The sequence below is a fragment of the Stenotrophomonas sp. genome, from assembly GCF_036662295.1.
Lineage (GTDB): Bacteria > Pseudomonadota > Gammaproteobacteria > Xanthomonadales > Xanthomonadaceae > Stenotrophomonas.
Genome location: NZ_JAVWXA010000033.1, coordinates 1 through 24094, shown reverse-complemented (window position 1 = coordinate 24094; position 24094 = coordinate 1). Strand labels below are relative to the sequence as shown.

The window sequence follows — 24094 nt, the reverse complement described above, 5'->3', positions numbered from 1 at the left end:
ATGGCGGTCCTCAGAGCTTGAATACGGTATCGATGGCAGCCGAGCTGGTGCCTTCGTTGTTGTTGTCGTCGTCGCGGTCGGAGGCGAAGGACGTGATCTGGTAGACGCGGGTCGGCTCTTCGCTTTCGGGCGTGCCCATGTCGAGCGCGGCCTCGCCCTGGATGCAGGTTTCGATGCGGCGCACGTTGACCGCCGGCGCGCCCGCCAGGGTCTGCTCGCCCACCCAGCGGGTCGGATCGTAGCCGTCATCGCACAGGCGCTGGATGTCGGCGGGGTCGAGGCCGTCGCCATCGCCGGTGTTGTTGTCGAGCGCCTCGATCGAGCGCTCGGTATCGCGCACCGAGCGCTCGCTGGCCTGGAAGGCCACGTTGACCGCGCGGTAGTTGGAGGCCATGCGCTCCTGCATGCTGGCCACCTGCATGCCGACGATGCCGAGCAGCGACAGCAGGATCAGCAGCATCAGCGCGATGTACAGCACCGCGCCGCGCTGGCGCGCGGGCGGGGAGAACCGACGAAGGGCGGAGGCGTTCATGGCTCAGTTCCCGAACAGGCGGTTGCGCAGTGCCACGGACACCTCGTAGGAGGCGCGGTAGCGGCGATCGTTGGTCTGCGGCGGATTGAAGGCGACGCCGAGCACGCCCAGCTGGGCGACATCCGCGTTGGCCTGCTCGGCCGAGGCCGGCTGCGGGCTGCGCATCAGCAGGCCCAGCTGCACCATGCCCACCCGGCGCCAGGCGGCCACGGCGGTTTCATCGGTGGCCGTACTCACATCGGAGGCCACGCTCTGCACGTCGATCACGCCGGTCGGCGGCGCGGTGCCGCTGATGGCCGTCTCCGCATCCAGGCCGTACACGAACTGCATGCTTTCCACGCCCTCCACCATTTCCTCGCCCTGCTCGAACTCGCCATCGCCGTTGGCGCGGGCGCGGTACAGGGCCGGTTCGTTGGCGGTGTTCAGGGCCACGTAGTACACCAGCGACTCGGCGCGATAGACCATGGTCACCGCGTTGTTGGAGGCGTAGTTGGCCAGCGAGGTGCCGGTGGCGGTGATGGTGTCGTCGGCCAGGCTGCCGGAGAAGATGTCCACCCGGCTGCAGTCGGAGACGGCAAACAGCGAGGGCGTGGTGGCCGCACCGGCGGACAGGCGCGCGGCGGCATCGCCGGCGATGGTCACCGTGGAGTCGGTGCCGTTGACGATATTGAGCACCGGCGAGCCTTCGGCGGCCAGGTAGCGCATCACCAGGATGTCGCTGCCAGCCAGGGGCGCCGGGGTGAGGCCGCTGACGGCGGTGGGGGTGCTGCCGGCGGCCGACCAGGTGCCGCCGATGGTGAGTTCATCGCCCGGCGCGGTGCCGTCGGCCTCGTAGCCCTGGATCGGCACGGAGAAGTCCAGCGGGCTGCCATCGCCACTGGTGATGCCGGCCACGTGGACCTTGATGCTGTCGCCGTCCTTGATGACGTGGGCCTGGTCGTTGACGCAGCCCATGTGCCCGGCCATGCGGATGTCGCGCTCCAGGAAATCCAGCGCGAACCGCGCGTTTTCCTGCGTGCGCGCCGCGCCTTCGGACAGCCGCGAGGCCGCGCGCGAGGCCATGAAGATCTGCACCACGCCCAGCATCAGGACCAGGCTGATGACCATGGCGATCATCATCTCGATCAGCGAGAGGCCGGCGACGCGGCGAGCATTGAACGAGGAACGGCTCATAGACGGGTGACCAGGGTGAAGGTGGTGGTGCTGTCGGCGTTGTCGGCATCCCAGCGCTCATCGCCCCAGCCGATGCCCACCGTGACCAGCCCGTCCACCACGCTGACGTTGGCCGTGGCCCGGTCGCCGAGCGTCTTGACCACCTGGCACTGCCAGCGGGTCACGTTGCTGGAGGCGGCCGTGGTGCCATCGCCTACCGGCCAGGTGCACGGGGCGGCGGTGACATCCACGTCGCCGGCGGCGAAGGAGGCCGTGCCGTAGTCGCCGTCGTTGAGCGTGGCGGTGCGCTGCACGCGCATCATCTCGATCAGGTCCGAGGCCAGGTTGGTGGCCTGGGTGCGCTGGCCGGAGCTCTGCACGAAACGCACGTTCATGGTCTGCAGCAGGGCGAACCCGAGCAGGCCGAAAGCCAGCACCAGCAGTGCGATCAGCACTTCCAGCAGGCTGAAGCCGCCGCTGGCGCGACGACCATGGAATCCGGAGCGGCGCATCATGTGCAGGTCCCGTTGGTGGAGCGCACCTGGCCGGACAGGGTCACCGTCAGGGTGCGGGTGGACTCCCCGGGCTTGCAGTCGGCCGGGGTGAGGGTGACGGCCTGGTCGCTGGCCGCGCGGCGGCGGCCGCGCGCGTCGAAGGCGATGACATCCGGGTCCGGGCTGCCCACCTGCATCTGCGGATTGCCCTGGCCGAAGCGCAGCACGGTATCGCCAGCGCCGAACTCGCCATCACCGTCGACGTCGGTCCAGGCCATCATGCCCTCGGTCCAGCTGCCATCGCAGGCGGTGCCTTCGGTGCTGCCGCACACGCCACCGCCGCGATTGCTGCGGATGCCTTCGCTGCGGGCGAGCGAGAGCAGGCCGAGGATCTCGTTGTTGGTGGTGCTGAGGCGGTTGTTGCGGATCGAGCCCTGGAAGCTCGGATAGGCGATGGCCGCCAGCACCGAAAAGACGATCAGGGTGATCATCAGTTCGACCAGCGTGAAGCCCTTGGATCGGCGTACAGACATGGAACGCTCCCCAGCGTGATGGCACAGAAGATGATCGACCTGCCGCCCGGCGGCAAGCGGCGGCAGGACGAACGGTCGCCCGGGGGCGACGGGCGTCAATCCGTTGACAGGCGTACGGTCTGGCCGGGTGGGCCGGGCTCCCCGCCCTGCCCTCGTCCTGCCCTCGCCCGGCCCGGTCAGCCGGGCCCGGGCGGCCCGGGGTCAGCTCAGGCCAGGACGCGGTAGCAGGGCTGGTACTCGCCGGAGATCTTCATCCGGCGCTGCTCGACGAAGGCACGCAGCAGTTCGTCCAGGGCCTGCATCATGTCCGCATCGCCGTGGATCTCGAACGGGCCGAACTGCTCGATGCGGCGCATGCCATCTTCCTTGACGTTGCCGGCCACGATGCCCGAGAAGGCGCGGCGCAGGTCGGCGGCCAGGGCGTGCGGCGGGCGCCCGTGGTGCAGGTCCAGCGCGGCCATGGCCTCGTGGGTGGGTACGAACGGCTGCTGGTACTCCCACGGAATCTCGATGGACCAGTTGAAGAAGAACGAATCCTTCTGCTCCAGCCGGTGCTCGCGCACGCGCTTGATGCCCGCGGACATGCGCCGCGCGACGGCCACCGGGTCGCCGATGATGATTTCATAGCGTTCGGCGGCCGCATCGCCCAGGGTCAGGCGGATGAAGCGGTCGATCTGCTCGAAGTACGGCGCGGCCACGGTCGGGCCGGTCAGGATCAGCGGGAACGGCAGGTCCTTGTTTTCCTCGCGCAGCAGGATGCCCAGCAGGTACAGGATCTCCTCGGCGGTGCCGACGCCGCCGGCGAACACGATGATGCCGTGGCCGATGCGCACGAACGCTTCCAGGCGCTTCTCGATGTCCGGGGTGATCACCAGGTGGTTGACGATCGGGTTGGGCGACTCGGCGGCGATGATGCCCGGCTCGGTCAGGCCGATGTAACGGGTGGTGGTGCGGCGCTGCTTGGCATGGGCGATGGTGGCGCCCTTCATCGGGCCCTTCATCGCGCCCGGGCCGCAGCCGGTGCAGATGTCCAGCCCGCGCAGGCCCAGCTCGTAACCCACCTGCTTGGTGTACAGGTACTCGTCGCGGCCGATCGAGTGGCCGCCCCAGCACACCACCAGGTTCGGGTCGCCCGGGTTGAGGATGCGCGCATTGCGCAGCAGCCCGAACACGGCGTTGGTGATGCCTTCGGAGGTTTCCATTTCGGCCGCATAGGCCGGGCCCATCTCGATGGCCATGTAGGCCAGGTCGCGGACCACGGCGAACAGCAGCTCGGCCACGCCGCGGATCAGCTCGCCGTCCACGAAGGCCATCGCCGGGGCGTTGACCAGGTCGATGCGCACGCCGCGATCCTGCTGCGCCACCTGGATGTCGAAATCGGGGTAGAGATCGCGCGCGGCGCGCGGATCGTCCGAGGCGCTGCCACTGGTCAGCACGGCCAGCGCGCAGCGGCGCAGCAGCTCGTGCATGCCGCCGCCGGAGGCGTCACGCAGGCGCGCCACCTCGGCCCGGGACAACACATCCAGCCCACCGCGCGGGTAGATCCGCGCGTCCTGCACCGGCAGCGTACGCGCCGGGTTTTCGGTGATCTTCATTTCCATTTTTCTGCTTTCCTCAAGGTGTCCGACTGTACCGCTGCCCCCTTAAAAAGCAAAACGGCCGGGAAGCCCGACCGCTGGATACGTCTTCCCGCTGCGGCACGTCTGGGCCACTGCGATGCGCGAATAGGCGCGCAACCCACTGAGGGTACATCGATAGGCAGGCAGTAGCAAGCCTGGCGGGCAAACGGAAACGGCCGGGTTGCCCCGGCCGTTCCCTGTGCAGTATTACCCCATCAGTTCATCAGAACTGGTAGCGGAAGCCCAGCTGCACCGACCACTGCGAGACACCGACGTCGAAGCCGTCTGCATCATTGTTGGCCACCGCCGGCTGGTCCGCGCCGCGGAAGTTGTACACGTACTTGCCGTCCTTGATGCCCTGCAGGGTAGCCACGCGCGCATCGGCGAAGAAGCCGTAGTCGTAGATGTTGCCCCAGTCCTTGTTGATCATGTTGCCGACGTTCTGGATATCCAGCCAGATCTCCGACTTGTGACCCTTCATGAAGCCCGGCAGCTGCTGGCTGACACGGATGTCGAAGGTATTGATCCAGCCGGTACGGAACTGGTTGGCCGGGGCATAGCTGCCCGCGTACTTGGCCAGCTGCGGGTTGTTGGCCAGCCATTCGTAGAACGACTTCTCCATCGCCGCATCCGGGGTGAAGTTGCTGCCCACCAGGTTGCCGAACAGCACGTCGCCCGGGTTCGGGACGTAGAACAGGTCGTTCGCGGAGCGGTTGTCGCCGTTCGCATCGTTCACGTACACGTAGCTGTACGGACGGCCGCTGCGGCCTTCATACACCAGACCGATCTTGGTTTCGTAGTCACCGAAGAACTTGTGCTTCCAGTTCAGGCTACCCGACAGGCGGTCGCGGATCTGGTAGCGCGAGGTGTTCTCGATGTTGTCGTTGGCGTTGAAGGCGTACTGGTAGCCCCAGCCCGAGCTGGCGGTGGAGCTGGTCAGCGAGCCGACTTCGGTCGCATCGGTGTAGGTGTAGCCCAGGTTCCACGACCAGTCGCTGGCGGCATCCCACGGCTTGGTCAGCGAGACCGTGAACTGCGAGGTGCGACCCTTGTCAGTGTTGGCGATCTCGTACACGGCGTCGTACGCCTGGTTGCGTCCAGCGCGGGCATTGCCCGTAGCCCAGGCCGAACCGGTGCTGCCACGCGAGTAGTACATGTCACGGCCGTCCGGACCCTGGTACTGCACCGGACCCAGGTTCAGGTTCTTGTAGTACAGGGCGTCCTTGACCTTGGTGACCAGCAGCTCGGCCGAGGCCACGATGCCGTACCACGGGGTCTCGTGATCGAGGGCCAGGTTGGCCTTGTACACCGACGGCATGTTGAAGTCGCTGCTGACGAAGTTCACGTTCTGCCGGTTCGAGCCCGGCGTGGTCGGAACCGGCTGGCTGTCCTTGTTCGGATTGAACGGCAGCGTCGGATCATAGGCGGTAAAGGTGTAGACCGAGTTGTTGAAGCCGGTCGTCGAGTAGCTGTTGCTCAGCCACACCTGCGGGGCATCACCCTGGAACAGGCCCACGCCGCCGCGCAGCTGGGTCGGGCGCTCGGTGTCGAAGGTGTAGTTGAAACCGGCGCGCGGCTGGATCAGGAACTTGTTGCTCAGCACTTCGCTGTTGTCGATGCCGAAGAACTGCGACGCCGTCGCGTTGTAGGCCGGCGCCGGCGAGGTATCGGCACGGTCCGCACGCAGACCCAGGGTCAGGGTCAGGTTGTTGTTGACATACCAGGTGTCCTGCACGAACAGGGCCAGGTTGCTGTACTTGTAGTCAGCCGGAATCGAACCCGGGCTGCGTTCCGGATTGTAGTTGTAGCTGCTCCAGCGGCCGGCAGCGAAATTGTCCAGGCCGGCGAAGGTGTAGGCACCCCACGAGTTGGCGCCGAAGTAGTTGTAGATGTCGTTGGTGTCGTACGACGCACCGAACTTGACGTCATGGTCACCCAGGGTCCAGGTGCCGGCAGCGTAGTAGTTCCACGCCTTGGTCTGCAGGATGTTGTTCTGCGAGTTGACTTCGGTACCGAGGTACAGCGAATCGCCGGTCGGCGACGCCTGGGTGCCCTGGAAGAAGATGCGGATGCTCGGCGCGTCGGTGGAGACGTTACGGATCGCGGAATACTCGCGGTACGAGGCCTTCAGTTCGGTGGAGAAATTGTCCGACCAGTCGCTGAACAGCTGGGCGACGTAGCTCTCGTTGGTCTTGTCGTGCTGGTACCAGTACGAGCTCAGCGAGGCCGTGCTGGTGGCCATGCCGTTGATGCGCAGCTTGCTCTGGTCGATCTTGCTGTAACGGATGTTGGCACGGTGGTTGTCGCTGATGTTCCAGTCCAGCTTCAGCGCGTACTCTTCCATCGTGGTGTCGCCGTTGCTCTCCAGGCCACCGGCGTCGATGCCGTAGCCCTGCGCGATCTGCTGCGCGCGGGTCACGTCGGCCAAGGTGAACTGCGGGTTGGCCTTGCCCAGGGCGGTGCCGCTGAGGTCAGCGCCCGGGGCGGCCTGCTCGAACTTCTCGTAGTTGGCGAAGAAGAACAGCTTGTCCTTGATGATCGGACCACCGACGGTCATGCCGTAGGTCTTTTCCTTGGTGAAGCCCTTGAACGGCTGGCCTTCCGGGTTGTCGCCGAACCAGTCGCCGTCACGGTAGGTGCCGTAGACCGAGCCGTGGAATTCGTTGGTACCGGACTTGGTGACCGCGTTGACGGTGGCGCCGGCGGCAGCGGCGATGCTGACGTCGTAGTTGGACAGGTTGATGTCCAGCGCTTCGATGGCTTCCATGGCGACCGGCTGGCGGCGGGTCGGCATGTTGTTGCCTTCCAGGCCGAAGGTATCGCTGGCCGAGACGCCGTCGATGCTGATCGAGTTGAAGCGCGGGTTCTGGCCACCGGCCGAGATCGAGCCCGAGGCGCGGTCGATGAAGGTGACGCGCGGATCCAGGCGCATCAGATCCTGGATGTTGCCGCCGATGGACGGGGCAACTTCGATCTGCTGCTGGCTGATGTTGGTGCCCGAGCCCATCTTGGTGGCGCTGAACACTTCCGAGCCGGCGGCGACGGCAACCACCTGCACGGCGTCCAGGTTGGTCGCGGCCAGGTCGCCGGTCAGGGCGGCGTTGACGGTACCGGTCTGGTTCACGCCCAGGTACACGCCTTCTTCGGTCTTGGTGCCTTCACCGGACTTGGTGATGGTGATGGTGTACGGACCACCCACGCGCAGACCACGCGCGTTGTAACGACCCGCAGCATCGGTGGTCGCACGGCTGACCGTGCCCGACTCGGTGTGCGTGATGGTGACTTCGGCACCGGCGACAGGCGAACCTGCGGCCGACGTGACCTGGCCGCCGACACCGGCAGAGGTGCTCTGGGCGAAGGCGGGAGCGGCGGCAAGTGCGGCCACGAGACCAAGCGTCAGCTTGGACATCCGGAGACAACGGGAGTGGGTCATTGGGGAGTAGCCTCGATGCGAGATTGGCGATGGCGGAGAAAAAAACGCGCCCAAGCAGCCTTGCTGGCGGCTGACTGGACTTTTATCTGGGTTCCCTAGCCGCAGGCTGGTTTCAGCCGCAACGGTTAACACTAGATTAACACGGTAGCGCGGCATTGTGACGGTTTGGCGACAAAACACACGCCATCACAACGCTATCGTGACGCCTTCTTCACATTCAGGATGGACTGGCTGAATGGCAGGCGTGTGACATGGAACGCTTGGGGGATGGCTTGGAGCCGGCCAGCGGCCGGCACTACCGGTTCAGGCGTTGAGGATCTGGCCGCGGTGGGCGGCGCCGGCGGCCGAGAGCAGCAGCACGGCGCTGGCGGCGCAATCGACCGGGTCGCGGGCGCTGCGGTCTTCGTCCAGGGAGAACGCGCGGGCGCGCAGCGCGGTGCGCATCGGGCCCGGCTGCAGGCCACTCACCCGCACCGGGCTGCGCCCGAGTTCATCGTGGAGGCTGGCGATCAGGCCGCGCAGCCCGTGCTGGGCGGCGCCGTAGCCGCCCCAGTAGGCCTGCCCTACCCGCGCCGGATCGTCCACGGTGAACACCAGGGCGGCATCCTGCCGCTGGCGCAGCAGCGGCAGGCAGGCCTGGGCCAGCCACGCCGGTGCGGTGAGGTTGACGTGGACCGCGCGCGCGAACGCGGCCGGATCGGCCAGCTCGAACGGGGTCAGCCCGGCGAAGTCGGCGGCGCAGTAGAGCACCCCGTCCAGCCGGCCGAGTTCGGACTGCAGGCGCTCGGCCAGCACCGCGTAGTCGTCCGGCGTGGCCCCTTCCAGATCCAGCGGGTACAGCAGCGGCTCGGGCCCGGCCGCCTGCACGGCGGCATACACCCGGTCCAGGCGGCGCGGCTTGCGCCCCAGCAGGACCACTGTGGCCCCGGCCTGCGCACAGGCCACGGCCGCGGCGCTGCCCAGGCCGCCACCGGCACCGGCAATGAGGATGACCCGATCGGCCAGCGCCGAGGTCCCGACCGCGACGGACGGGACCGCACTCATCCTTGCGAGGCCTCTTCGACGATGCGCTTGAGCTCGCCGGATTCGAACAGCTCCAGCACGATGTCGCAGCCGCCGATCAGCTCGCCGTGGATGAACAGCTGCGGGAAGGTGGGCAGGTTGGAAAAGCGCGGCAGGTTGGCGCGCATCTCCGGCTCCTCGAGCACGTTGACCGTGCGCAGTGCGACCGCACCGGCGGCCATCAGGGCCTGGATGGCCCGGCTGGAGTAGCCACACATGGGGTACTGCGGGGTGCCCTTCATGAACAACACGAGGGGGTAACGCTCCACTTCGGACTGGATCTGCTGCATCACCGCCACAACGACTCTCCCTGCAGGTGGGACAACCCGACCTGGCCGGTCGGCTAGACTTCCCTCACCGCCATTGTAAGCCCTCCGGCGGCCCTCTCCCCAATCCATCGCGTGCCATGCCCCTCGACCTGCCCCGCCTGCCCTACGACCGCACCGCCCTGCAGCCGCACCTGTCGGCCGAGACGCTGGACCTCCACCACGGCCGCCACCATCGCGGTTACGTGGAGGCGGTCAACGCGCACATCGAGGGCACCGAGCTGGCCGAGCTGCCGCTGGAGGACATCGTGCGGCAGAGCCAGGGCAGCCTGTTCGACGCGGCCGCCCAGGCCTGGAACCACGCCTTCTACTTCCAGTGCCTGCATCCGCGCGGCGGCGGCGACCCGAAGGATCGGCTGGCCGAACTGGTGACCCGGCATTTCGGCGACGTGCGGCGCCTGCGCGAGGAGTTCGACCGCGCCGCGCTGGGTCTGTTCGGCTCGGGCTGGGTGTGGCTGGTGCAGCACCCGACCGGCGCGCTGGCCATCCAGGCCACGCGCAACGCCGGCACGCCGCTGACCGGGCAGAGCACGCCGCTGCTGGCCTGCGATGTGTGGGAACACGCGTATTACACCGATCACCAGAATGAGCGCGCGCGGTACCTGGACGCGTTCTGGAAACTGGTCAACTGGGATTTCGTCGCGGCGCAGCTGCGGGATTGAAGGGCATACCGCCCCACGGTCGGTCCCTGCCGGCGCACGATCGCCACGCGACCGGAGGTGGCGGTGACAGGGCCCGGCCCGGTCACGACCGTTGGCCGTGACCAGGCGATGCCCCTGCCCGCGTCAGCCGCGCAGCGCGTCGATGACCGGGGCGACCTGTGCGCTGCGGTCGAGCTGCGCGCCCACCGCGGCCAGCGCATCGGCCAGGGCCGGGGCGGCGTCCTCACGCAGGGTGGCATGGCCGACCTTGCGGCCGGCGCGCGGCTGCTTGCCGTAGTCGTGCCAGTGCCCGCCGGGCTGGCCCAGCACCGGGGCCGGGTCGGGCATCGCGCCCAGCCAGTTGAGCATGCAGGCATGGCCGAGCATGCGCGTGTCGCCCAGCGGCAGGCCGAGCACGGCGCGCAGGTGGTTCTCGAACTGCGAGGTCTCGCTGCCTTCGATGGTCCAGTGCCCGGAGTTGTGCACGCGCGGGGCCATTTCATTGACCAGCAGTTCCTCGCCCCGGCAGAACAGCTCCAGCGCGAACACGCCCACGTAGTCCAGGCGCTCGGCCAGCGCGCGGGCATGGCCGATGGCCGCCTCGTGCATCGCCGGCGACAGCTGGGCCGGGGCCAGGCTGGCCGACAGCACGCCGTCCACGTGCCAGTTGCCGGTGACCGGCCAGGCGCGGAACTCGCCGTCGCGGCCTCGTACGGCGACCACGCTGACCTCGCGGTCGAAGGCGACGAAGCCCTCCAGGATCAGGCCGGTCCGCTCGACGTACTCGCCCAGGGTGGCCCAGGCCGCGTCGATGTCGGCGGCGCTGCGGATGCGGAACTGGCCCTTGCCGTCGTAGCCCAGGCGGCGGGTCTTGACGATGCACGGCATGCCGAACTCGGCCACGCGCGCGGCAAGCTCGTCGCGGCTGCGGATGTCGGCAAAGGGCGGCAGCGGGATGCCCAGCTGCTGGAACAGGGTCTTTTCGCTCAGCCGGTCCTGGGCCACGGCCAGCGCATCCGGGTTGGGATGCACCGGCACGCGTTCGGCCAGGAAGCGGGCGCTGGCGGCCGGCACGTTCTCGAAATCGAAGGTGACCACGTCCACCCGGGCGGCGAAGGCGGCCAACGCCGCCTCGTCCTCGAAGGCGGCCACCTGCAGCGCCGCCAGCGGCGCGCCACAGGCGTCGGCGGCCGGGTCGAACAGTTCAAAGCGCAGGCCCAGCGGAGCGCCGGCCAGCACCATCATGCGGGCCAGCTGGCCGCCACCGAGGATGCCAACGGTCTTCATGGTCATTGACGCGGGTCGTCGTGGGCCATGACGTCTTCGGTCTGGCGGGCGCGGAAGGCGTCCAGCGCCTGGCCGATGGCGGCCTGTTCCGGGGCCAGCATCGCCGCGGCGAACAACGCGGCGTTGGACGCGCCGGCATTGCCGATGGCGAAGGTGGCCACCGGGATGCCGGCCGGCATCTGCACGATGGACAGCAGCGAATCCATGCCGTTGAGGGCCTTGGACTGCACCGGCACGCCCAGCACCGGCACGGCGGTCTTGGCCGCGATCATGCCCGGCAGGTGGGCCGCGCCCCCGGCACCGGCGATGATCGCGCGCAGCCCGCGCGCAGCGGCCTGTTCGGCGTAGGTGAACAGCACGTCCGGCGTGCGGTGCGCCGAGACCACTTTCACTTCGTAGGGAACGCCGAGCGCATCCAGCTTCTGGGCGGCGTGCTGCATGGTTTCCCAGTCGGAGCGGGAACCCATGACGATGCCGACGAGCGGCGCGGATTGGTTGGGGGTCATTGGCCGTCACCTGCCTTAAAGACGTATTCTAGCCATCTTCCACGCAAGACGAAGAATCCATGGATCGCAAGCTGCTCGACCTGCTGTGCTCGCCCGACACCCGCCAGCCCCTGTCCCTGCTGGACGCCAAGGGCCTGGAGGCACTCAACCGCGCCATCGGCGCCGGGACCGTGGTCAAGGCCGACGGCAGTGCGCAGGCCCAGGCCCTGCGCGAAGCGCTGCTGACCCGCGACCGCAAGCAGGTGTTCCGCGTGGACGACGGGATCCCGGTGCTGCTGGCCGAAGAGGCCATCGCGACCGCCCAGATCGCCGATTTCCCGGAAAAATGAGTCCCGCTGCGATGGGGGCACCTGATCCGGGCGTGGTCGCGGCCGACGTGGCGCGTGCCCTGGCCGAGGACATCGGCAGCGGCGACGTCACTGCCGCGCTGCTGCCCGACCGGCCCGACAGCGCCTACCTGCTGTGCAAGCAGGACGCGGTGATCGCCGGCCGTCCCTGGTTCGACGCCACCCACCGCGCGCTGGACCCGGAGGTACGCATCGACTGGCGCGTGGCCGAGGGCGACGCGGTGGCCGCCGGCACGGTGCTGGCGATCCTGCACGGGCGCAACCGCAGCCTGGTCAGCGCCGAGCGCACCTCGCTGAACTTCCTGCAGACGCTCTCGGGCACGGCCACACTCACCGCCCGTTACGTGGCGGCGGTGGCCGGCACCGGCACCCGCATCCTGGACACGCGCAAGACCCTGCCCGGGCTGCGCGTGGCCCAGAAGTACGCGGTGCGCTGCGGCGGTGGCGACAACCACCGGCTGGGCCTGTTCGACACGGTGATGCTGAAGGAAAACCACATCCGCGCGGCCGGCTCGCTGACCGCGGCGGTGCAGGCGGCGCGGGCGCAGTGGCCGCAGTTGCCGCTGGTGGTGGAGGTCGAGGACCTGGACCAGCTGCACGAGGCACTGGCGGTGGGCTGCGAGCGCATTCTGATCGATGACTTCGATGTGGGCATGCGCCGCGAGGCCGTGCGCATTGCCGCCGGGCGCATCCCACTGGAAGTGTCCGGCAGCGTCGGCCTGGACGGGCTGCGCGCGATCGCCGAAGACGGCGTGGACTGCATCTCCATCGGCGGGCTGACCAAGCATGTGCAGGCGATCGACCTGTCCCTGAAGCTGGGCCCGCCGCCGGGTTGAGGGAACGCGTACCGGCCGACGGTCGGTACCTGCCGTGGCGCAGGGTCGCGCACGACCATTGGTCGTGCGTCGGGCCGTACCGCCTGATCCACCGCCACCGCGCACGCGCGTGTTCACGGCGCCGCCCGACCGGGTCTGCGAGGCTTGCCCTGCCCCCACCCGGAGAGCGCGCATGCGCCCCTTGTTCCTGCTCGCATGCCTGTCGCCGCTGGCGGCGCTGCTGCCGGCCACCGCGGCCGCCGCCGAAGTCTGTGACATCCCGCCCCGGTTCGGGCTCAGCCCGTTGGCCGTGGGCATCGTCAAGACCGCCTGCAACGAACATCGCCTGTGGTATCGGCCCTTCATCGATCGCGATGGCCGCGCGGCCAGCCTGAGCGTGACCGAGGCCGAAGACGTGCACCTGGCCGACGATGGCGTGGTGGCATGGCAACGCGTGGTCGGCTATTGGCGGCAGAGCGGCACGTTGTCGCCGATGGGCAGCCAGCCCGGCGCGTCCAGCTGCATGGCCCCGCCGGGCACGCGCTACACCGACAGCGACTGCCGCGCGTTCCTGGTCGACAACCCATGGTCGGCCGCCTTCATCTCCTGGGTGATGAGCCGCGCCAGCGTGCCCGGCTTCACCCGCTCGCCGCGCCATATCGACTACATCCGCGCGGCCTACCAGAACAGCGGGCCGTACCGGATGGCCGACCCGGCGCAGGAAAAACCGGCGCCCGGCGACCTGCTGTGCTATCTCCGCGACCGCCGCGAGACCCTGAGCTACGCCGGCCTGGTGCAGTCGCTGGGCAGCGGCGCGGTGACGCACTGGAAATCGCATTGCGAGGTGGTGATCGCCGCCAACATGGGCGGTGATCGCACGCTGTACCTGATCGGCGGCAACGTGATGAACACCGTGGCGATGCGCAAGCTCGACCTGGACCGCAGCGGCCGGATCGAACTGCCGCCGGCCAAGGCGAACGCCAACGAGGGGATCGACCCGGGCTGCACGCCCGGGCGCGAGGAGGAATGCAGCTTCAATCGCCAGGATTGGGCGGCGCTGCTGAAACTGGTGGCGACCGCACCGGCCCTGCCGCCGCCGACGGCCCCCCTGCCCGATCCGGCGGCCGCACCGCCCGCCGCGTACCCGCCGGCTGCGCCCGTGCCGGGGCCGGCACCGCTGCCGCCGCCGACCCGCGCACCTATCACGCCCGCAGCCCCGGCGCAGGCGACGCCGCCACCGGTGCCCACGCCGGCGGCGCCGCCAGCACGTCCGCCTCGCCCCGCTGAGCCCACGCCCACGCCCACGTCCGCGCCTGCACCCACGCCGTGATCGCAGGGGCGCGGCTTGATCCGGGCGTGCGTCGTCGCCATCTTGGACACCAGATCCCTTGAACGCGCCGAGCCGCCCATGCCCAGTTTGATTTTGTTGATGATCGGCGCCGCGATGGCCTATGCGTTCTGGAATGCATCGCGGGCGGCGGCCGAACGCGCCGGCGAACTGGGCCGCAATGCCTGCCGTGCCGCCGACGTGCAGTGGCTGGACCAGAGCGTGCATGGCACCGGCCTGCGCGTCTGCCGCAAGCCCAACGGCTGGCTGGGCTGGGAACGCACGTTCAAGTTCGAGTATTCGCACGATGGCGTGGACCGCCACACCGGGCGCATGGTGCTGCGCGGTGATGAGCTGGTGGCCTTCGTGGGGCCGTCGGCGGCGCGGATCAGCGAGATCCGGCGGCCGATCGATACGCGCGACGCGGAAGACGTCTGAGCGCTGGGGGCCACCCACCCTCGGCCCCAGATGCGCAATGGCCGCCTTGCGGCGGCCATCGGTCTTACTTCACCACGCGCAGATGCGGGCGGCCGCTGGGCTTGGGCGGGGTGTCATCGGGCGGCTCGGGGCTGTCGTCCGGCGGCAGCTCGTCGTCCGGGGCCGGGTCGTGGCCGGGAATGTCATCCGGCAGCGCCATGCCCTGCCCGGTCTCGCGGGCGTAGACGGCCAGCACGGCCGAGATCGGCACCACCACCGGGTGGCTGGTGCCGGAGAAGCGCGCCGAGAAACTCACGGTCTCGTTGTCGATGTGCAGGTGGATCACCGCGCGGTCGGCGATGTTCAACACCACCCGGCCATCCTTGACCGCGCTCTGCGGCACCTGCACGCCGGGCATCCCGGCGTCGACCAGGATATGCGGCGTCAGTTCGTTGTCGTTGATCCACTCCACCAAGGCCCGCAACAGGTAGGGGCGATGGCTGGTCATGCGGAAAGTGTCTTCTGTCATGGGGTAGAGCCAAGCCATGCTCGGCTGCGGAAATCCGGTTGCGTAAAGGCAAGTGTACGCGCCCGCACCCTCGCCGGTCAGCTACCGCGCGCCCGGCGTAAAGCGTGGATGCAGGCCCGTCCGGCGCGGCAAGGCGCTCAGCCGGGCAGGTCGCGCAGCTTCTTTTCCTGGTCGGTCAGGCTGCGGATGAAACCGGGATGGCGGAAGATCCGGTTGCCGTAGTCCTCGATCGCCTTGCCGTCCTTGGGCAGCGGCACGTCCAGGGACTGCAGCCGCCAGATGATCGGCGCCATGGCGCAATCGGCCAGGCTCATTTCCGGATTGAGGAAGAACTTGCTGGCCTTGAACAGCGGCACCGCGCTGGTCAGCAGTTCCTTCAACCGCTTGCGCCCGGCCTCGGCCTGGGTCTTGTTGCCCAGCTGGATGGCCTGCACCTGCGGCACCCAGTCGTGTTCGATGCGCAGCATCGCCAGGCGGATGCGCGCGCGCGACAGCGGATCGACCGGCATCAACGGCGGGTGCGGGTAGCGCTCGTCCAGGTATTCACTCACCACCGAGGCGGCGTAGAGCACCAGCTCGCGTTCAACCAGGGTGGGCACCGAGTGGTACGGGTTGAGGTCGATCAGATCCTCGGGCGGGTTCTGCGGGTCGACCGGGACAAAGTCGTAGGTCACGCCCTTGGCCGCCAGTACCAGGCGCACGCGATGGCACAGGACATCGTCGTTCGAGGAAAACAGCGTGAGGGTGTTCCGCATGCGTACGCTCGCCGCCATCAAAGGCTCTCCAACGACCGGTAACCGCCGGTCGTATCGGCGCCGCCAGCCCATTGCCGACGGTCGTCACAGTACCCGAGTGTGCAACTGCCCATCACAAAAGCCAATAGGCCGATCGGACCACGATTGATCCGATCCATGCTCGGTGGCGCGATGGCGTTCAGTGCACGTCCTTCCAGTATTCCTTCTTGAGCAGGTACGCCAGGAAGGTGAGCAGGGCCAGGAACAGGATCACCCAGACGCCGAGCTGCTGGCGCTTGAGCGCGGCCGGCTCGCCGGCGTACTCCAGGAAGTTGGTGATGTCGCGCACCGCCTGGTCGTACTGCGCCGGGTTCATCGTGCCCGGTTGGGTGATGGTCAGGCCGGTCACCGGCGCATCGGCCCCGGGGCTCTCCGGCTTGCCGTGCACCGCGTGCTGCAGGCCCTGCATCTCCCACAGCGGGTTGGGCATGGAGGCGTTGGGGAACAGCCGGTTGTTCCAGCCCAGCGGCCGGCTCGGGTCGAGGTAGAACGACTTGAGGTAGGTGTAGATCCAGTCGCTGCCGCGCACCCGCGCGATCAGGCTCAGGTCCGGCGGCATCTTGCCGAACCACTTTTCGGCCTGGGCCTTGGGCAGCGTGACCGGGACGGGCTCGCCGATCGGCACGCCGGTGAAGTTGAGGTTGGTCATGACCTCCTCTTCGCTCAGGCCCAGGTCCTGCCCCATCCGCGAATAGCGCAGGTATTTGAGCGCATGGCAGCCGGAACAGTAGTTCATGTAGAGCTGCGCGCCGCGCTGCAACGAGGCGCGGTCGCCCAGGTCGTTGCCGGCCTGCAGGGTGGCACCGCCCTCGGCGGCACCGGCCAGGCTGCTGGCCAGCATCAGGGCGGCCGCGCAGGCCAGCCGGACAATCCAGTGGTCAGTCATGCGTGGTCACCCGATCCGGTACCGGTTTGGTCCTGTCCAGCCTGGTCCATATCGGCATGGTGATGAAGAAGGCGAAGTACAGGAAGGTCAGCACGCGACCGACGTAGGTCTCGTGCGCGTCGGTGCCCGGGCCCGAGCCGATCACCCCCAGCCAGACGAAGCACACCGCAAACACGCCCAGCAGCACGCGCGAGAGCCAGCCGCGGTAGCGGTAGGACTTGACCCGCGCGCGGTCCAGCCACGGCACCAGGAACAGGATGGCGATGGCCGAGAACATCACGATCACACCGCCCAGCTTGTTGGGCACCACCCGCAACATGGCGTAATACGGGGTGTAGTACCAGACCGGCTTGATGTGTTCCGGGGTGACCAGGCGGTTGGCCTCGGTGAAGTTGTCGTGCTCCAGGAACAGGCCGCCGAAGGCCGGGGCGAAGAAGATGATGAAGGCGGCGATGACCAGCAGGAAGCCGGCGCCCACCCCGTCCTTGAGCGTGTAGTACGGATGGAACGGAATGCCGTCGGTGGGCGCGGTGGCCGACCAGCGGTTGCCCTTGGGGCCCTTCTTGATCTCCACCCCGTCGGGGTTGTTGGAGCCCACTTCGTGCAGCGCACCCAGGTGCAGCACCACCAGCAGCAACAGCACCAGCGGCAGGGCGATCACGTGCAGGGCGAAGAAGCGGTTGAGGGTGGCGTCGCTGGGCAGGTAATCGCCCATGATCCACTCGGTCAGGCCCGAGCCGATCACCGGGATCGCCCCGAACAGGGAGATGATCACCTTGGCGCCCCAGAAGGACATCTGGCCCCACGGCAGCACGTAGCCCATGAAGGCCTCGGCCATCAGCACCAGGTAGATCAGCATGCCCAGGATCCACACCAGCTCGCGCGGCTTCTGGTAGCTGCCATAGAGCAGGCCGCGGATCATGTGCAGGTACACCACGATGAAGAACAGCGAGGCCCCGGTGGAGTGCATGTAGCGGATCAGCCAGCCCCATTCCACATCACGCATGATGTATTCGATGGAGTTGAACGCCTCGGCGGCACTGGTCTTGTAGTGCATCGTGAGGAAGATGCCGGTCACGATCTGGTTGACCAGGATCAGCAGCGCCAGCGAGCCGAAGTAGTACCAGATGTTGAAGTTCTTCGGCGCGTAGTACTCGCTCACGTGCTTGCGGTAGACCGGCATCAGGCCGGGGGCGCGTGCGTTGACCCAGTCGGCCACGCCGGTGGCGGTACGGGTAAGGATGTTGGCCATGTTCAAGCCGCCCCCTGCGGGTCAACGCCGATGATGATGGTGTCGTCATCCTGGTAATGGTGCGGCGGCACCAGCAGGTTGATCGGCGCCGGGACGTCCTTGAACACGCGACCGGACATGTCGAACCGCGATTTGTGGCACGGGCAGAAATAGCCGCCCTTCCACTGCGGGTCATAGGGCTCGGGGCGGATCTCGGCGACCATCTCCGGCGAACAGCCCAGGTGGGTGCACAGCCCGACCAGGACCGATACCTCGGACTTGATCGAGCGGAATTCGGGATTCTGCTTGAGCACGTAGGCCGGCTGCTGGTCCTTCTCGCCCGATTCGGGATCCTTCAGGCGATCGTCCAGGCCGTGCAGCGCCTCCAGGATCGCCTTGGAACGCTTGACGATCCAGATCGGCTGCCCACGCCATTCCATGACCAGTCGCTGGCCTTCCTGCAGGGCGCTGATATCGGCAATCACAGGGGCACCGGCCAGTTTGGCGCGGGCGCTGGGATTCCAGGACTTGATGAACGGTACCGCTGCAAATCCGACGCCGACCGCTCCGACCACCGCAGTGGTTGCTGAAAGGAATCGTCGACGTCCGGTGTTGACTGGATCGTTTACCCCATCGTTGGCCATCCGGCACTCCGATATTGATTTAGGTAGCTTGAGGCTGCCAGTAGACCGGTGGGGGCCAGTCCACATTGAATCAGCCGCGAGTGTAGCTGAACCGAAGTCGGCCACACAACGCGGTACTACGGAACGACATTACAGCAGGACATTACGGCATGCAGGGCGGTGTGCGCCATCGGCGCGCGCGCTCATTGCGTGGTGGCCTGCGCGCCACGGTAGCGATCGGCCAGCTGCGCCACCCGCTTCACGTAGTACTGGGTCTCGCTGTAGGGCGGCACGCCGCCATGGCGGTCGACCGCGCCTTCGCCGGCGTTGTAGCCGGCCGCGGCCAGGGTGAGGTTGCCATTGAAGCGCTTGAGCAGCCAGGACAGGTACTGCACGCCGCCGCGGATGTTCTGCGCTGCATCATAGGAATCGGTGACGCCGAAACGGCGCGCGGTGGGCGGCATCAACTGCATCAGGCCCTGCGCGCCGGCACGGCTGAGCGCGGTGGGGTTGTAGGCCGACTCGGCATGGATGATGGCGCGCACGACCGCTTCCTCGACGCCGAACTCGCGCGCGGCGGCGGCGATCTCGGTCTGGAAGGCGGTGGTGTTGAGGCGGACCGAGCCGAAGTTGACGCCCGGGTTGGCGCCGCAGGCGTAGCAGCGCTCGATGAAGCTGTAGTGGATGGTGCGGACCTGGCCCAGGCTGGCCATCTGCGCCGGTCGGGCGCTGGTGTAGTGGCGCACCCCGTCCTTCATGTAGGAATAGACCTGGCCATTGACCACCCGCCCGGCCTTGTTGGCGCGCGGGGCGGCGGCCGGTGGGGCGGTGAGCACGGTGGCCGGCGCGGCCAGGGCGCTGGCACTCAGCGCGGTGGCGGCCTGGGCGCCATCGGCCGGGGCCGGCATGGCGGTCGCACTGGCTGCCGGGGCCGGCGCAGGGGCCGGCGGCGGCGCGGCGACCGGGGCCAGGGGCGCACGGCGCGCGGCGCTGCGATCGGGCCGGTAGTTGCTGACCACGCTGCAACTGGCGCCGCCGATGCGTTTGCTGACGTAGCTGGGCACGCCATCGGCGCCGACACACTTGTACAGGGTGCCCGCACTGGCCGGCACAGCGGTCAGCGCAGCCAAGGCCAGCGCAAAGATCCCCAAGATCCCCTTCATGGGCGCGAGTGTCCCAAGTTAACGGGGCGTTGCCAAGTCTTTGACGCGGCCGTGACCCGGTCGGGCGCCCTCCCCCCTCGGGTCCAACGCCCGCCGGCCCGCCCGGCCCGGCCCCGGCTGGCGTGGGCGGGCGGCCTCCGCGCGGGCGGCGTGCAGGTACAATGGCCGGCTTCTCCGCAGCCTTTCCGGCTGCCTGCCCGCCCACCCGACTGGAATAAGCGCCATGACCGGGACGCCAGCTTCGACCGTGCCGACTTCGGCCGGCTCCGCCCTGCCTGCCTCCGCTTCGCCCGATTCGCCCCGCCCCGACCTGATTCCCCTGCCCGGCACCCGCCCGCAGGTGGACGGACCGGTGCGCGGCAAGCTCTACATCAAGACCCACGGTTGCCAGATGAACGAGTACGACTCGTCCAAGATGGCCGACGTGCTGGCCGCCGCCGAGGGCCTGGAGCTGACCGACGACCCGGCCGAGGCCGACGTGCTGCTGATGAACACCTGCTCGATCCGCGAGAAGGCGCAGGAGAAGGTGTTCAGCCAGCTCGGTTACTGGAAGGCGCTGAAGAACAACGGCCGCGGGGTGATCATCGGCGTGGGCGGCTGCGTGGCCTCCCAGGAAGGCGAGGCGATCATCAAGCGCGCCCCGCACGTGGACCTGGTGTTCGGCCCGCAGACCCTGCACCGGCTGCCCGAGCTGATCCGCCAGCGGCGCGAATCGGGCAAGTCGCAGGTGGACATCAGCTTTCCGGAGATCGAGAAGTTCGACCGGCTGCCCGAGCCGCGTGCCGAGGGCGGGTCGGCGTTCGTGTCGATCATGGAAGGCTGCTCGAAGTACTGCTCGTTCTGCGTGGTGCCCTACACCCGTGGCACCGAGGTCAGCCGCCCGTTCGAGGACGTGGTGGTGGAAGTGGCGCAACTGGCGGCCCAGGGCGTGCGCGAGATCAACCTGCTCGGCCAGAACGTCAACGCCTACCGGGGTCCCTATGGCGACGGCGAGCTGGCCGACCTGGGCCTGCTGATCCGAACGATTGCCGAGATCGACGGGGTGGGCCGCATCCGCTTCACCACCTCCCACCCGCTGGAGTTCAGCGACTCGCTGGTGGACGCCTACCGCGACGTGCCGCAGCTGGCCAACTTCCTGCACCTGCCGGTGCAGGCCGGCAGCGACCGGGTGCTGTCGGCGATGAAGCGCGGCTACACCGCGCTGGAGTTCAAGGCCAAGATCCGCAAGCTGCGCGCGGTGCGCCCGGATATCTCGATCAGCTCGGACTTCATCGTGGGCTTCCCGGGGGAAACCGCGGAGGACTTCGAGAAGACCATGAAGCTGATCGAGGACATCGGCTTCGATCACAGCTTCTCCTTCATCTATTCGCGCCGCCCCGGCACGCCGGCGGCCGACCTGGAAGACACGATCAGCGATGCGGAAAAGCATGCGCGGCTGTCACGCCTGCAGGCGCGGATCAACGCGCACGCGGCGGGTATTTCCGAGAAGATGGTCGGCACCGTGCAGACGGTGCTGGTGGAGGGGCCGTCCAAACGCGACCCCAACGAGCTGACCGGCAAGACCGAGAACATGCGCTCGGTGAATTTCCCGGGCCACCCGCGCCTGGTGGGCCAGTTCGTGGACGTGGTGATCACCGAGGCGTACAGCAATTCGCTGCGCGCGCGGATGGTCACGGCCTGAAGGCGTGCCGACCGCTGGTCGGCATGCCCTAATCCAGACGCTTGCGGAAACGCAGGATGGCCAGGGTCATCATCACCGCGATGAAGGCCACCAGCGCCAGCACCTCCGGCCACAACTCCCACCAGCGCGCGCCGCGCAGCATGATGCCGCGCACCAGCCGCAGGAAATGGGTGAGCGGCAGCACCTCGGCCAGCCACTGCACCACCCGCGGCATGCCGGCAAACGGGAACATGAAGCCGGACAGCAGGATCGAGGGCAGGAACACGAACATCGTCATCTGCATGGCCTGGAACTGCGACTGCGCCTTGGTCGAGATCAACAGGCCCAGCGCCAGGTTGGCGGTGATCAGCAGGATCGAGGCCAGGTAGACATCCAGCACGCTGCCGCGCACCGGCACGTCGAACAGCCACATGCCCAGCAGCAGCACCAGCGTGGTCTGCACCAGGCCGATCACCGCATACGGCAGTACCTTGCCGATCATCAGCTCGCTGCGCGTGAGCGGCGTGGCGATCAACAGCTCCATGTTGCCGCGCTCGCGTTCGCGCACGATCGCCACCGCGGTGAACATCACCATGGTCATGGTGAGGATGATGCCGATCAGGCCCGGCACGATGTTGATCGCCGAGCGCCGCTGCGGGTTGTAGAAGGCCACCACGCTGATCTGCCCGGCGGCCGCCACCGCGCCGGCACGCAACGGCCGGTCGTTGGCCAGCGGCTGGGACTGCAACGGCACCTGGGCAAGCTGCACCGCCGCGCTCTGCACCACCGTGTCGCTGCCGTCCACCAGCACCTGCACCGCCTCGCGGCCTTCGTACCGCCGCCGCTCGAAGTCCGGCGGGATCACCACCCCGACGCTGATCCGGCCTTCGCGCAGGGCGTGCATCAGCGCATCGGGCGTGTCCACGCGCAGCGCCGGGGTGATGACCTCGGTGGCCACCATGTCCATCAGCAGCGCGCGCGAGGCCGAGGTGTTGGCCTGGTCGGCGATGCCGGCCTGCAGGTGGCGCAGGTTGAGGTTGATCGCATAGCCGAACAGCACCAGTTGCATCACCGGGATGCCCACGATCATGGCCAGGGTGACGCGGTCGCGGCGCATCTGGCGCAGCTCCTTGAGCACGATCGCCCAGAGCCGGCGCAGGCTCACGAGGTGGCCACCGGGTCGGCGGCGTCCTCGCGGCCACGGGTGGCCGACACGAACACGTCCTCCAGGTTGGCGGCCGCGTGCGCCACCTCGGCGCCCTGCCCGCCCGCGCGCAGTGCCTGGCGAATGTGGGCCTCGCCATCGCCGTCGTGCGCCAGCAGCACGCGCAGGGTGTTGCCGATCTGGGCCACGCTGAGCACGCCCGGCAGGCCGGCCAGCAGCCGCTGGGCCTGGCGCGGCTGGCGCGCGATCACCTCCAGGGTGCGGCCCTGCAGCGCGCCGGTGAGTTCGGCCGGGCTGCCATCGGCGACCAGCACGCCGCGATCCAGGATGGCAAGGCGGTGGCAGCGCTCGGCTTCGTCCATGTAATGGGTGGACACCAGCAGGGTGGTGCCGGCATCGGCCAGATCGAAAAGCTTCTCCCAGAAGTCGCGCCGCGACTCGGGGTCCACCGCGCTGGTCGGCTCGTCCAGGAACAACAGCTCCGGCGACTGGATGACCGCCCCGGCCAGCGCCAGCCGCTGCTTCTGGCCCCCGCTCATGGTGCCGGCCAACTGCTTCTGGCGATCCTGGAAGCGGTACTGCTCCACCAGCGCATCGATGCGCTGGCGCGCGGCCGCGCGCGGGATGTCCTGCACGGCGGCGAGGAACTCCAGGTTCTCGCGCACGCTGAGGTCGTCGAACAGGGAGAAGCGCTGGGTCATGTAGCCGATGCGCCGGCGCAGCGCTTCGGCCTGTTCGGGAATGCGCAGCCCGAGCACGTCGATGTCGCCCTCGCTGGGCGTGAGCAGGCCACACAGCATGCGGATGGTGGTGGACTTGCCCGAGCCGTTGGGGCCGAGGAAACCGTAGACGTTGGCGCGCGGCACGCTCAGGTCCACGTGGTCGACCGCCACCAGCGCACCGAACCGCTTGCTCAACCCGCGCGCACGGATGGCCAGCTCGGCCGGCGCGCTGGCCGATGCCAGTGCCGGTGTATCGCCGGGCGCGACGGCGTTCAGAACTCGACCTGCAGCGGAATGCCCGCCGGCAGGTTGGCCAGCCGCGCCGGGTCGTTGTCGGTGCCCAGCTCGATCTCGGCCAGCCAGCTCAGCCGCGCCGCATCGCTGCCGCTGAGCGCGTAGTACGGGGTGAAGCCGGGGTCGCTGCGGATGCTGCGCACGCGCCCGGACAGGATGCCCTCGCGGCCCTGCAGGCGAATCGTCGCCGCCTGGCCGAGCTTGACCTGCAGCCGCATCGCCTCGGGCAGGTAGACGCGGGCGTAGGGGCGGTCGCCGACCAGCATCACCACCAGCGGCGCCCCCACCGGGGCCTGGTCGCCCAGCTTGTAGGGGATGGCATCGACCAGGCCGTCGCGCGGGGCCAGCAGGTCCAGCTTGCGCAGCGTCACCGCCTGCGCGGCGGCCTGCGCCTGGGCGGCCTGCAACGCCGCCTCGCCCTGGGCAACCTGTTCCACCCGGGTGCCGTGCTGCAGGGCCAGCAGCGCCTGCTCGGCCGCGCGCACCACGCCCTGCGCGTTGCCGGCCGCCGCGCGCGCACGGTCCACGTCGGCGGC

25 protein-coding genes are annotated in these 24094 nt (G+C 68.4%); 6 read left to right on the top strand and 19 right to left on the bottom strand.

The annotated features are described in order from the left end of the window. Positions 1 to 10 precede the first annotated feature (10 nt). From RSA25_RS08805 to grxD, 8 genes are all read right to left on the bottom strand, one after another. Positions 11 to 532: a PilX N-terminal domain-containing pilus assembly protein gene (locus RSA25_RS08805; RefSeq protein WP_332808516.1), complete on the bottom strand. Its 522-nt coding sequence runs from the start codon at positions 530 to 532 to the stop codon at positions 11 to 13. A gap of 3 nt (positions 533 to 535) precedes the next feature. Next, positions 536 to 1705, bottom strand: a complete 1170-nt coding sequence (locus RSA25_RS08800) for a PilW family protein (protein ID WP_332808515.1) — start codon at positions 1703 to 1705, stop codon at positions 536 to 538. Next, positions 1702 to 2196, bottom strand: a complete 495-nt coding sequence (gene pilV, locus RSA25_RS08795) for a type IV pilus modification protein PilV (RefSeq protein WP_332808514.1) — start codon at positions 2194 to 2196, stop codon at positions 1702 to 1704. The genes RSA25_RS08800 and pilV overlap by 4 nt, the downstream gene beginning before the upstream one ends. Next, positions 2196 to 2711: a GspH/FimT family pseudopilin gene (locus RSA25_RS08790; RefSeq protein WP_332808513.1), complete on the bottom strand. Its 516-nt coding sequence runs from the start codon at positions 2709 to 2711 to the stop codon at positions 2196 to 2198. Before RSA25_RS08790 ends, pilV begins: the two co-directional genes overlap by 1 nt. Positions 2712 to 2917: 206 nt before the next feature. After that, positions 2918 to 4306, bottom strand: a complete 1389-nt coding sequence (ppnN, locus tag RSA25_RS08785; protein ID WP_332808512.1) for a nucleotide 5'-monophosphate nucleosidase PpnN — start codon at positions 4304 to 4306, stop codon at positions 2918 to 2920. A gap of 247 nt (positions 4307 to 4553) precedes the next feature. Next, positions 4554 to 7739: a TonB-dependent receptor gene (locus RSA25_RS08780; protein ID WP_332808511.1), complete on the bottom strand. Its 3186-nt coding sequence runs from the start codon at positions 7737 to 7739 to the stop codon at positions 4554 to 4556. A 327-nt stretch (positions 7740 to 8066) separates the two neighbouring features. After that, positions 8067 to 8807 (bottom strand): SDR family NAD(P)-dependent oxidoreductase, encoded by a 741-nt coding sequence (locus tag RSA25_RS08775; RefSeq protein ID WP_332808510.1) that lies wholly within the window; start codon positions 8805 to 8807, stop codon positions 8067 to 8069. Beyond that, a complete protein-coding gene (gene grxD / locus RSA25_RS08770; protein ID WP_332808509.1) occupies positions 8804 to 9124 on the bottom strand; it encodes a Grx4 family monothiol glutaredoxin in 321 nt (106 codons plus the stop codon). The genes RSA25_RS08775 and grxD overlap by 4 nt, the downstream gene beginning before the upstream one ends. 107 nt (positions 9125 to 9231) lie before the next feature. On the opposite strand from grxD, the gene RSA25_RS08765 reads away from it, so the two are divergent. Further along, a complete protein-coding gene (locus RSA25_RS08765; RefSeq protein ID WP_332808508.1) occupies positions 9232 to 9813 on the top strand; it encodes a Fe-Mn family superoxide dismutase in 582 nt (193 codons plus the stop codon). A gap of 123 nt (positions 9814 to 9936) precedes the next feature. On the opposite strand, the gene RSA25_RS08760 is transcribed toward RSA25_RS08765, so the two are convergent. Together RSA25_RS08760 and purE are read right to left on the bottom strand one after the other, a co-directional pair. Further along, positions 9937 to 11085 carry a 5-(carboxyamino)imidazole ribonucleotide synthase gene (locus tag RSA25_RS08760; RefSeq protein WP_332808507.1) on the bottom strand — a complete coding sequence of 383 codons (1149 nt, stop codon included), beginning with the start codon at positions 11083 to 11085 and terminating at the stop codon, positions 9937 to 9939. Next, positions 11082 to 11585, bottom strand: coding sequence for a 5-(carboxyamino)imidazole ribonucleotide mutase (purE, locus tag RSA25_RS08755; protein ID WP_332808506.1), 504 nt, complete (start codon positions 11583 to 11585; stop codon positions 11082 to 11084). Before purE ends, RSA25_RS08760 begins: the two co-directional genes overlap by 4 nt. Positions 11586 to 11644: 59 nt before the next feature. Here purE and RSA25_RS08750 point away from each other — a divergent pair, with 59 nt between their 5' ends. From RSA25_RS08750 to RSA25_RS08735, 4 genes are all read left to right on the top strand, one after another. After that, positions 11645 to 11914, top strand: coding sequence for a Trm112 family protein (locus RSA25_RS08750; RefSeq protein ID WP_332808505.1), 270 nt, complete (start codon positions 11645 to 11647; stop codon positions 11912 to 11914). An 11-nt stretch (positions 11915 to 11925) separates the two neighbouring features. After that, positions 11926 to 12768, top strand: coding sequence for a carboxylating nicotinate-nucleotide diphosphorylase (nadC, locus tag RSA25_RS08745; protein WP_332808504.1), 843 nt, complete (start codon positions 11926 to 11928; stop codon positions 12766 to 12768). Positions 12769 to 12940: 172 nt separating this feature from the next. Then, positions 12941 to 14077 carry a DUF2272 domain-containing protein gene (locus tag RSA25_RS08740; protein WP_332808503.1) on the top strand — a complete coding sequence of 379 codons (1137 nt, stop codon included), beginning with the start codon at positions 12941 to 12943 and terminating at the stop codon, positions 14075 to 14077. 78 nt (positions 14078 to 14155) lie between these two features. Further along, the gene (locus RSA25_RS08735) at positions 14156 to 14512 is read left to right on the top strand and encodes a DUF3301 domain-containing protein (RefSeq protein WP_332808502.1); all 357 of its coding nucleotides are present in this window, start codon (positions 14156 to 14158) and stop codon (positions 14510 to 14512) included. Positions 14513 to 14576: 64 nt separating this feature from the next. Here RSA25_RS08735 and RSA25_RS08730 read toward each other — a convergent pair whose 3' ends face one another. The 6 genes from RSA25_RS08730 to RSA25_RS08705 all read right to left on the bottom strand — a co-directional run bounded on the left by RSA25_RS08730 (position 14577) and on the right by RSA25_RS08705 (position 19717). Further along, complete coding sequence (locus RSA25_RS08730) at positions 14577 to 15020, bottom strand: ClpXP protease specificity-enhancing factor (protein ID WP_332808501.1); 444 nt, start codon at positions 15018 to 15020, stop codon at positions 14577 to 14579. 137 nt (positions 15021 to 15157) lie between these two features. Further along, positions 15158 to 15793: a glutathione S-transferase N-terminal domain-containing protein gene (locus tag RSA25_RS08725; RefSeq protein WP_332808500.1), complete on the bottom strand. Its 636-nt coding sequence runs from the start codon at positions 15791 to 15793 to the stop codon at positions 15158 to 15160. Positions 15794 to 15953: 160 nt separating this feature from the next. Next, a complete protein-coding gene (locus RSA25_RS08720; protein WP_332808499.1) occupies positions 15954 to 16700 on the bottom strand; it encodes a cytochrome c1 in 747 nt (248 codons plus the stop codon). After that, positions 16693 to 17952 (bottom strand): cytochrome bc complex cytochrome b subunit, encoded by a 1260-nt coding sequence (locus RSA25_RS08715; RefSeq protein WP_332808498.1) that lies wholly within the window; start codon positions 17950 to 17952, stop codon positions 16693 to 16695. Before RSA25_RS08715 ends, RSA25_RS08720 begins: the two co-directional genes overlap by 8 nt. 2 nt (positions 17953 to 17954) lie before the next feature. Continuing rightward, on the bottom strand, positions 17955 to 18575 hold the full coding sequence (gene petA, locus RSA25_RS08710) for a ubiquinol-cytochrome c reductase iron-sulfur subunit (RefSeq protein ID WP_332808497.1): 621 nt from the start codon (positions 18573 to 18575) through the stop codon (positions 17955 to 17957). 182 nt (positions 18576 to 18757) lie between these two features. Further along, the gene (locus RSA25_RS08705; RefSeq protein ID WP_332808496.1) at positions 18758 to 19717 is read right to left on the bottom strand and encodes a lytic transglycosylase domain-containing protein; all 960 of its coding nucleotides are present in this window, start codon (positions 19715 to 19717) and stop codon (positions 18758 to 18760) included. 247 nt (positions 19718 to 19964) lie between these two features. Here RSA25_RS08705 and miaB point away from each other — a divergent pair, with 247 nt between their 5' ends. Then, positions 19965 to 21398 carry a tRNA (N6-isopentenyl adenosine(37)-C2)-methylthiotransferase MiaB gene (gene miaB / locus RSA25_RS08700; protein WP_332808527.1) on the top strand — a complete coding sequence of 478 codons (1434 nt, stop codon included), beginning with the start codon at positions 19965 to 19967 and terminating at the stop codon, positions 21396 to 21398. A 28-nt stretch (positions 21399 to 21426) separates the two neighbouring features. On the opposite strand, the gene RSA25_RS08695 is transcribed toward miaB, so the two are convergent. From RSA25_RS08695 to RSA25_RS08685, 3 genes are all read right to left on the bottom strand, one after another. After that, complete coding sequence (locus RSA25_RS08695; RefSeq protein ID WP_332808495.1) at positions 21427 to 22542, bottom strand: ABC transporter permease; 1116 nt, start codon at positions 22540 to 22542, stop codon at positions 21427 to 21429. Further along, positions 22539 to 23474: an ABC transporter ATP-binding protein gene (locus RSA25_RS08690; RefSeq protein ID WP_332808526.1), complete on the bottom strand. Its 936-nt coding sequence runs from the start codon at positions 23472 to 23474 to the stop codon at positions 22539 to 22541. The genes RSA25_RS08695 and RSA25_RS08690 overlap by 4 nt, the downstream gene beginning before the upstream one ends. Positions 23475 to 23536: 62 nt before the next feature. After that, positions 23537 to 24094 (bottom strand): HlyD family secretion protein (locus RSA25_RS08685; RefSeq protein WP_332808494.1); only part of this gene is annotated, 558 nt, incomplete at its 5' end.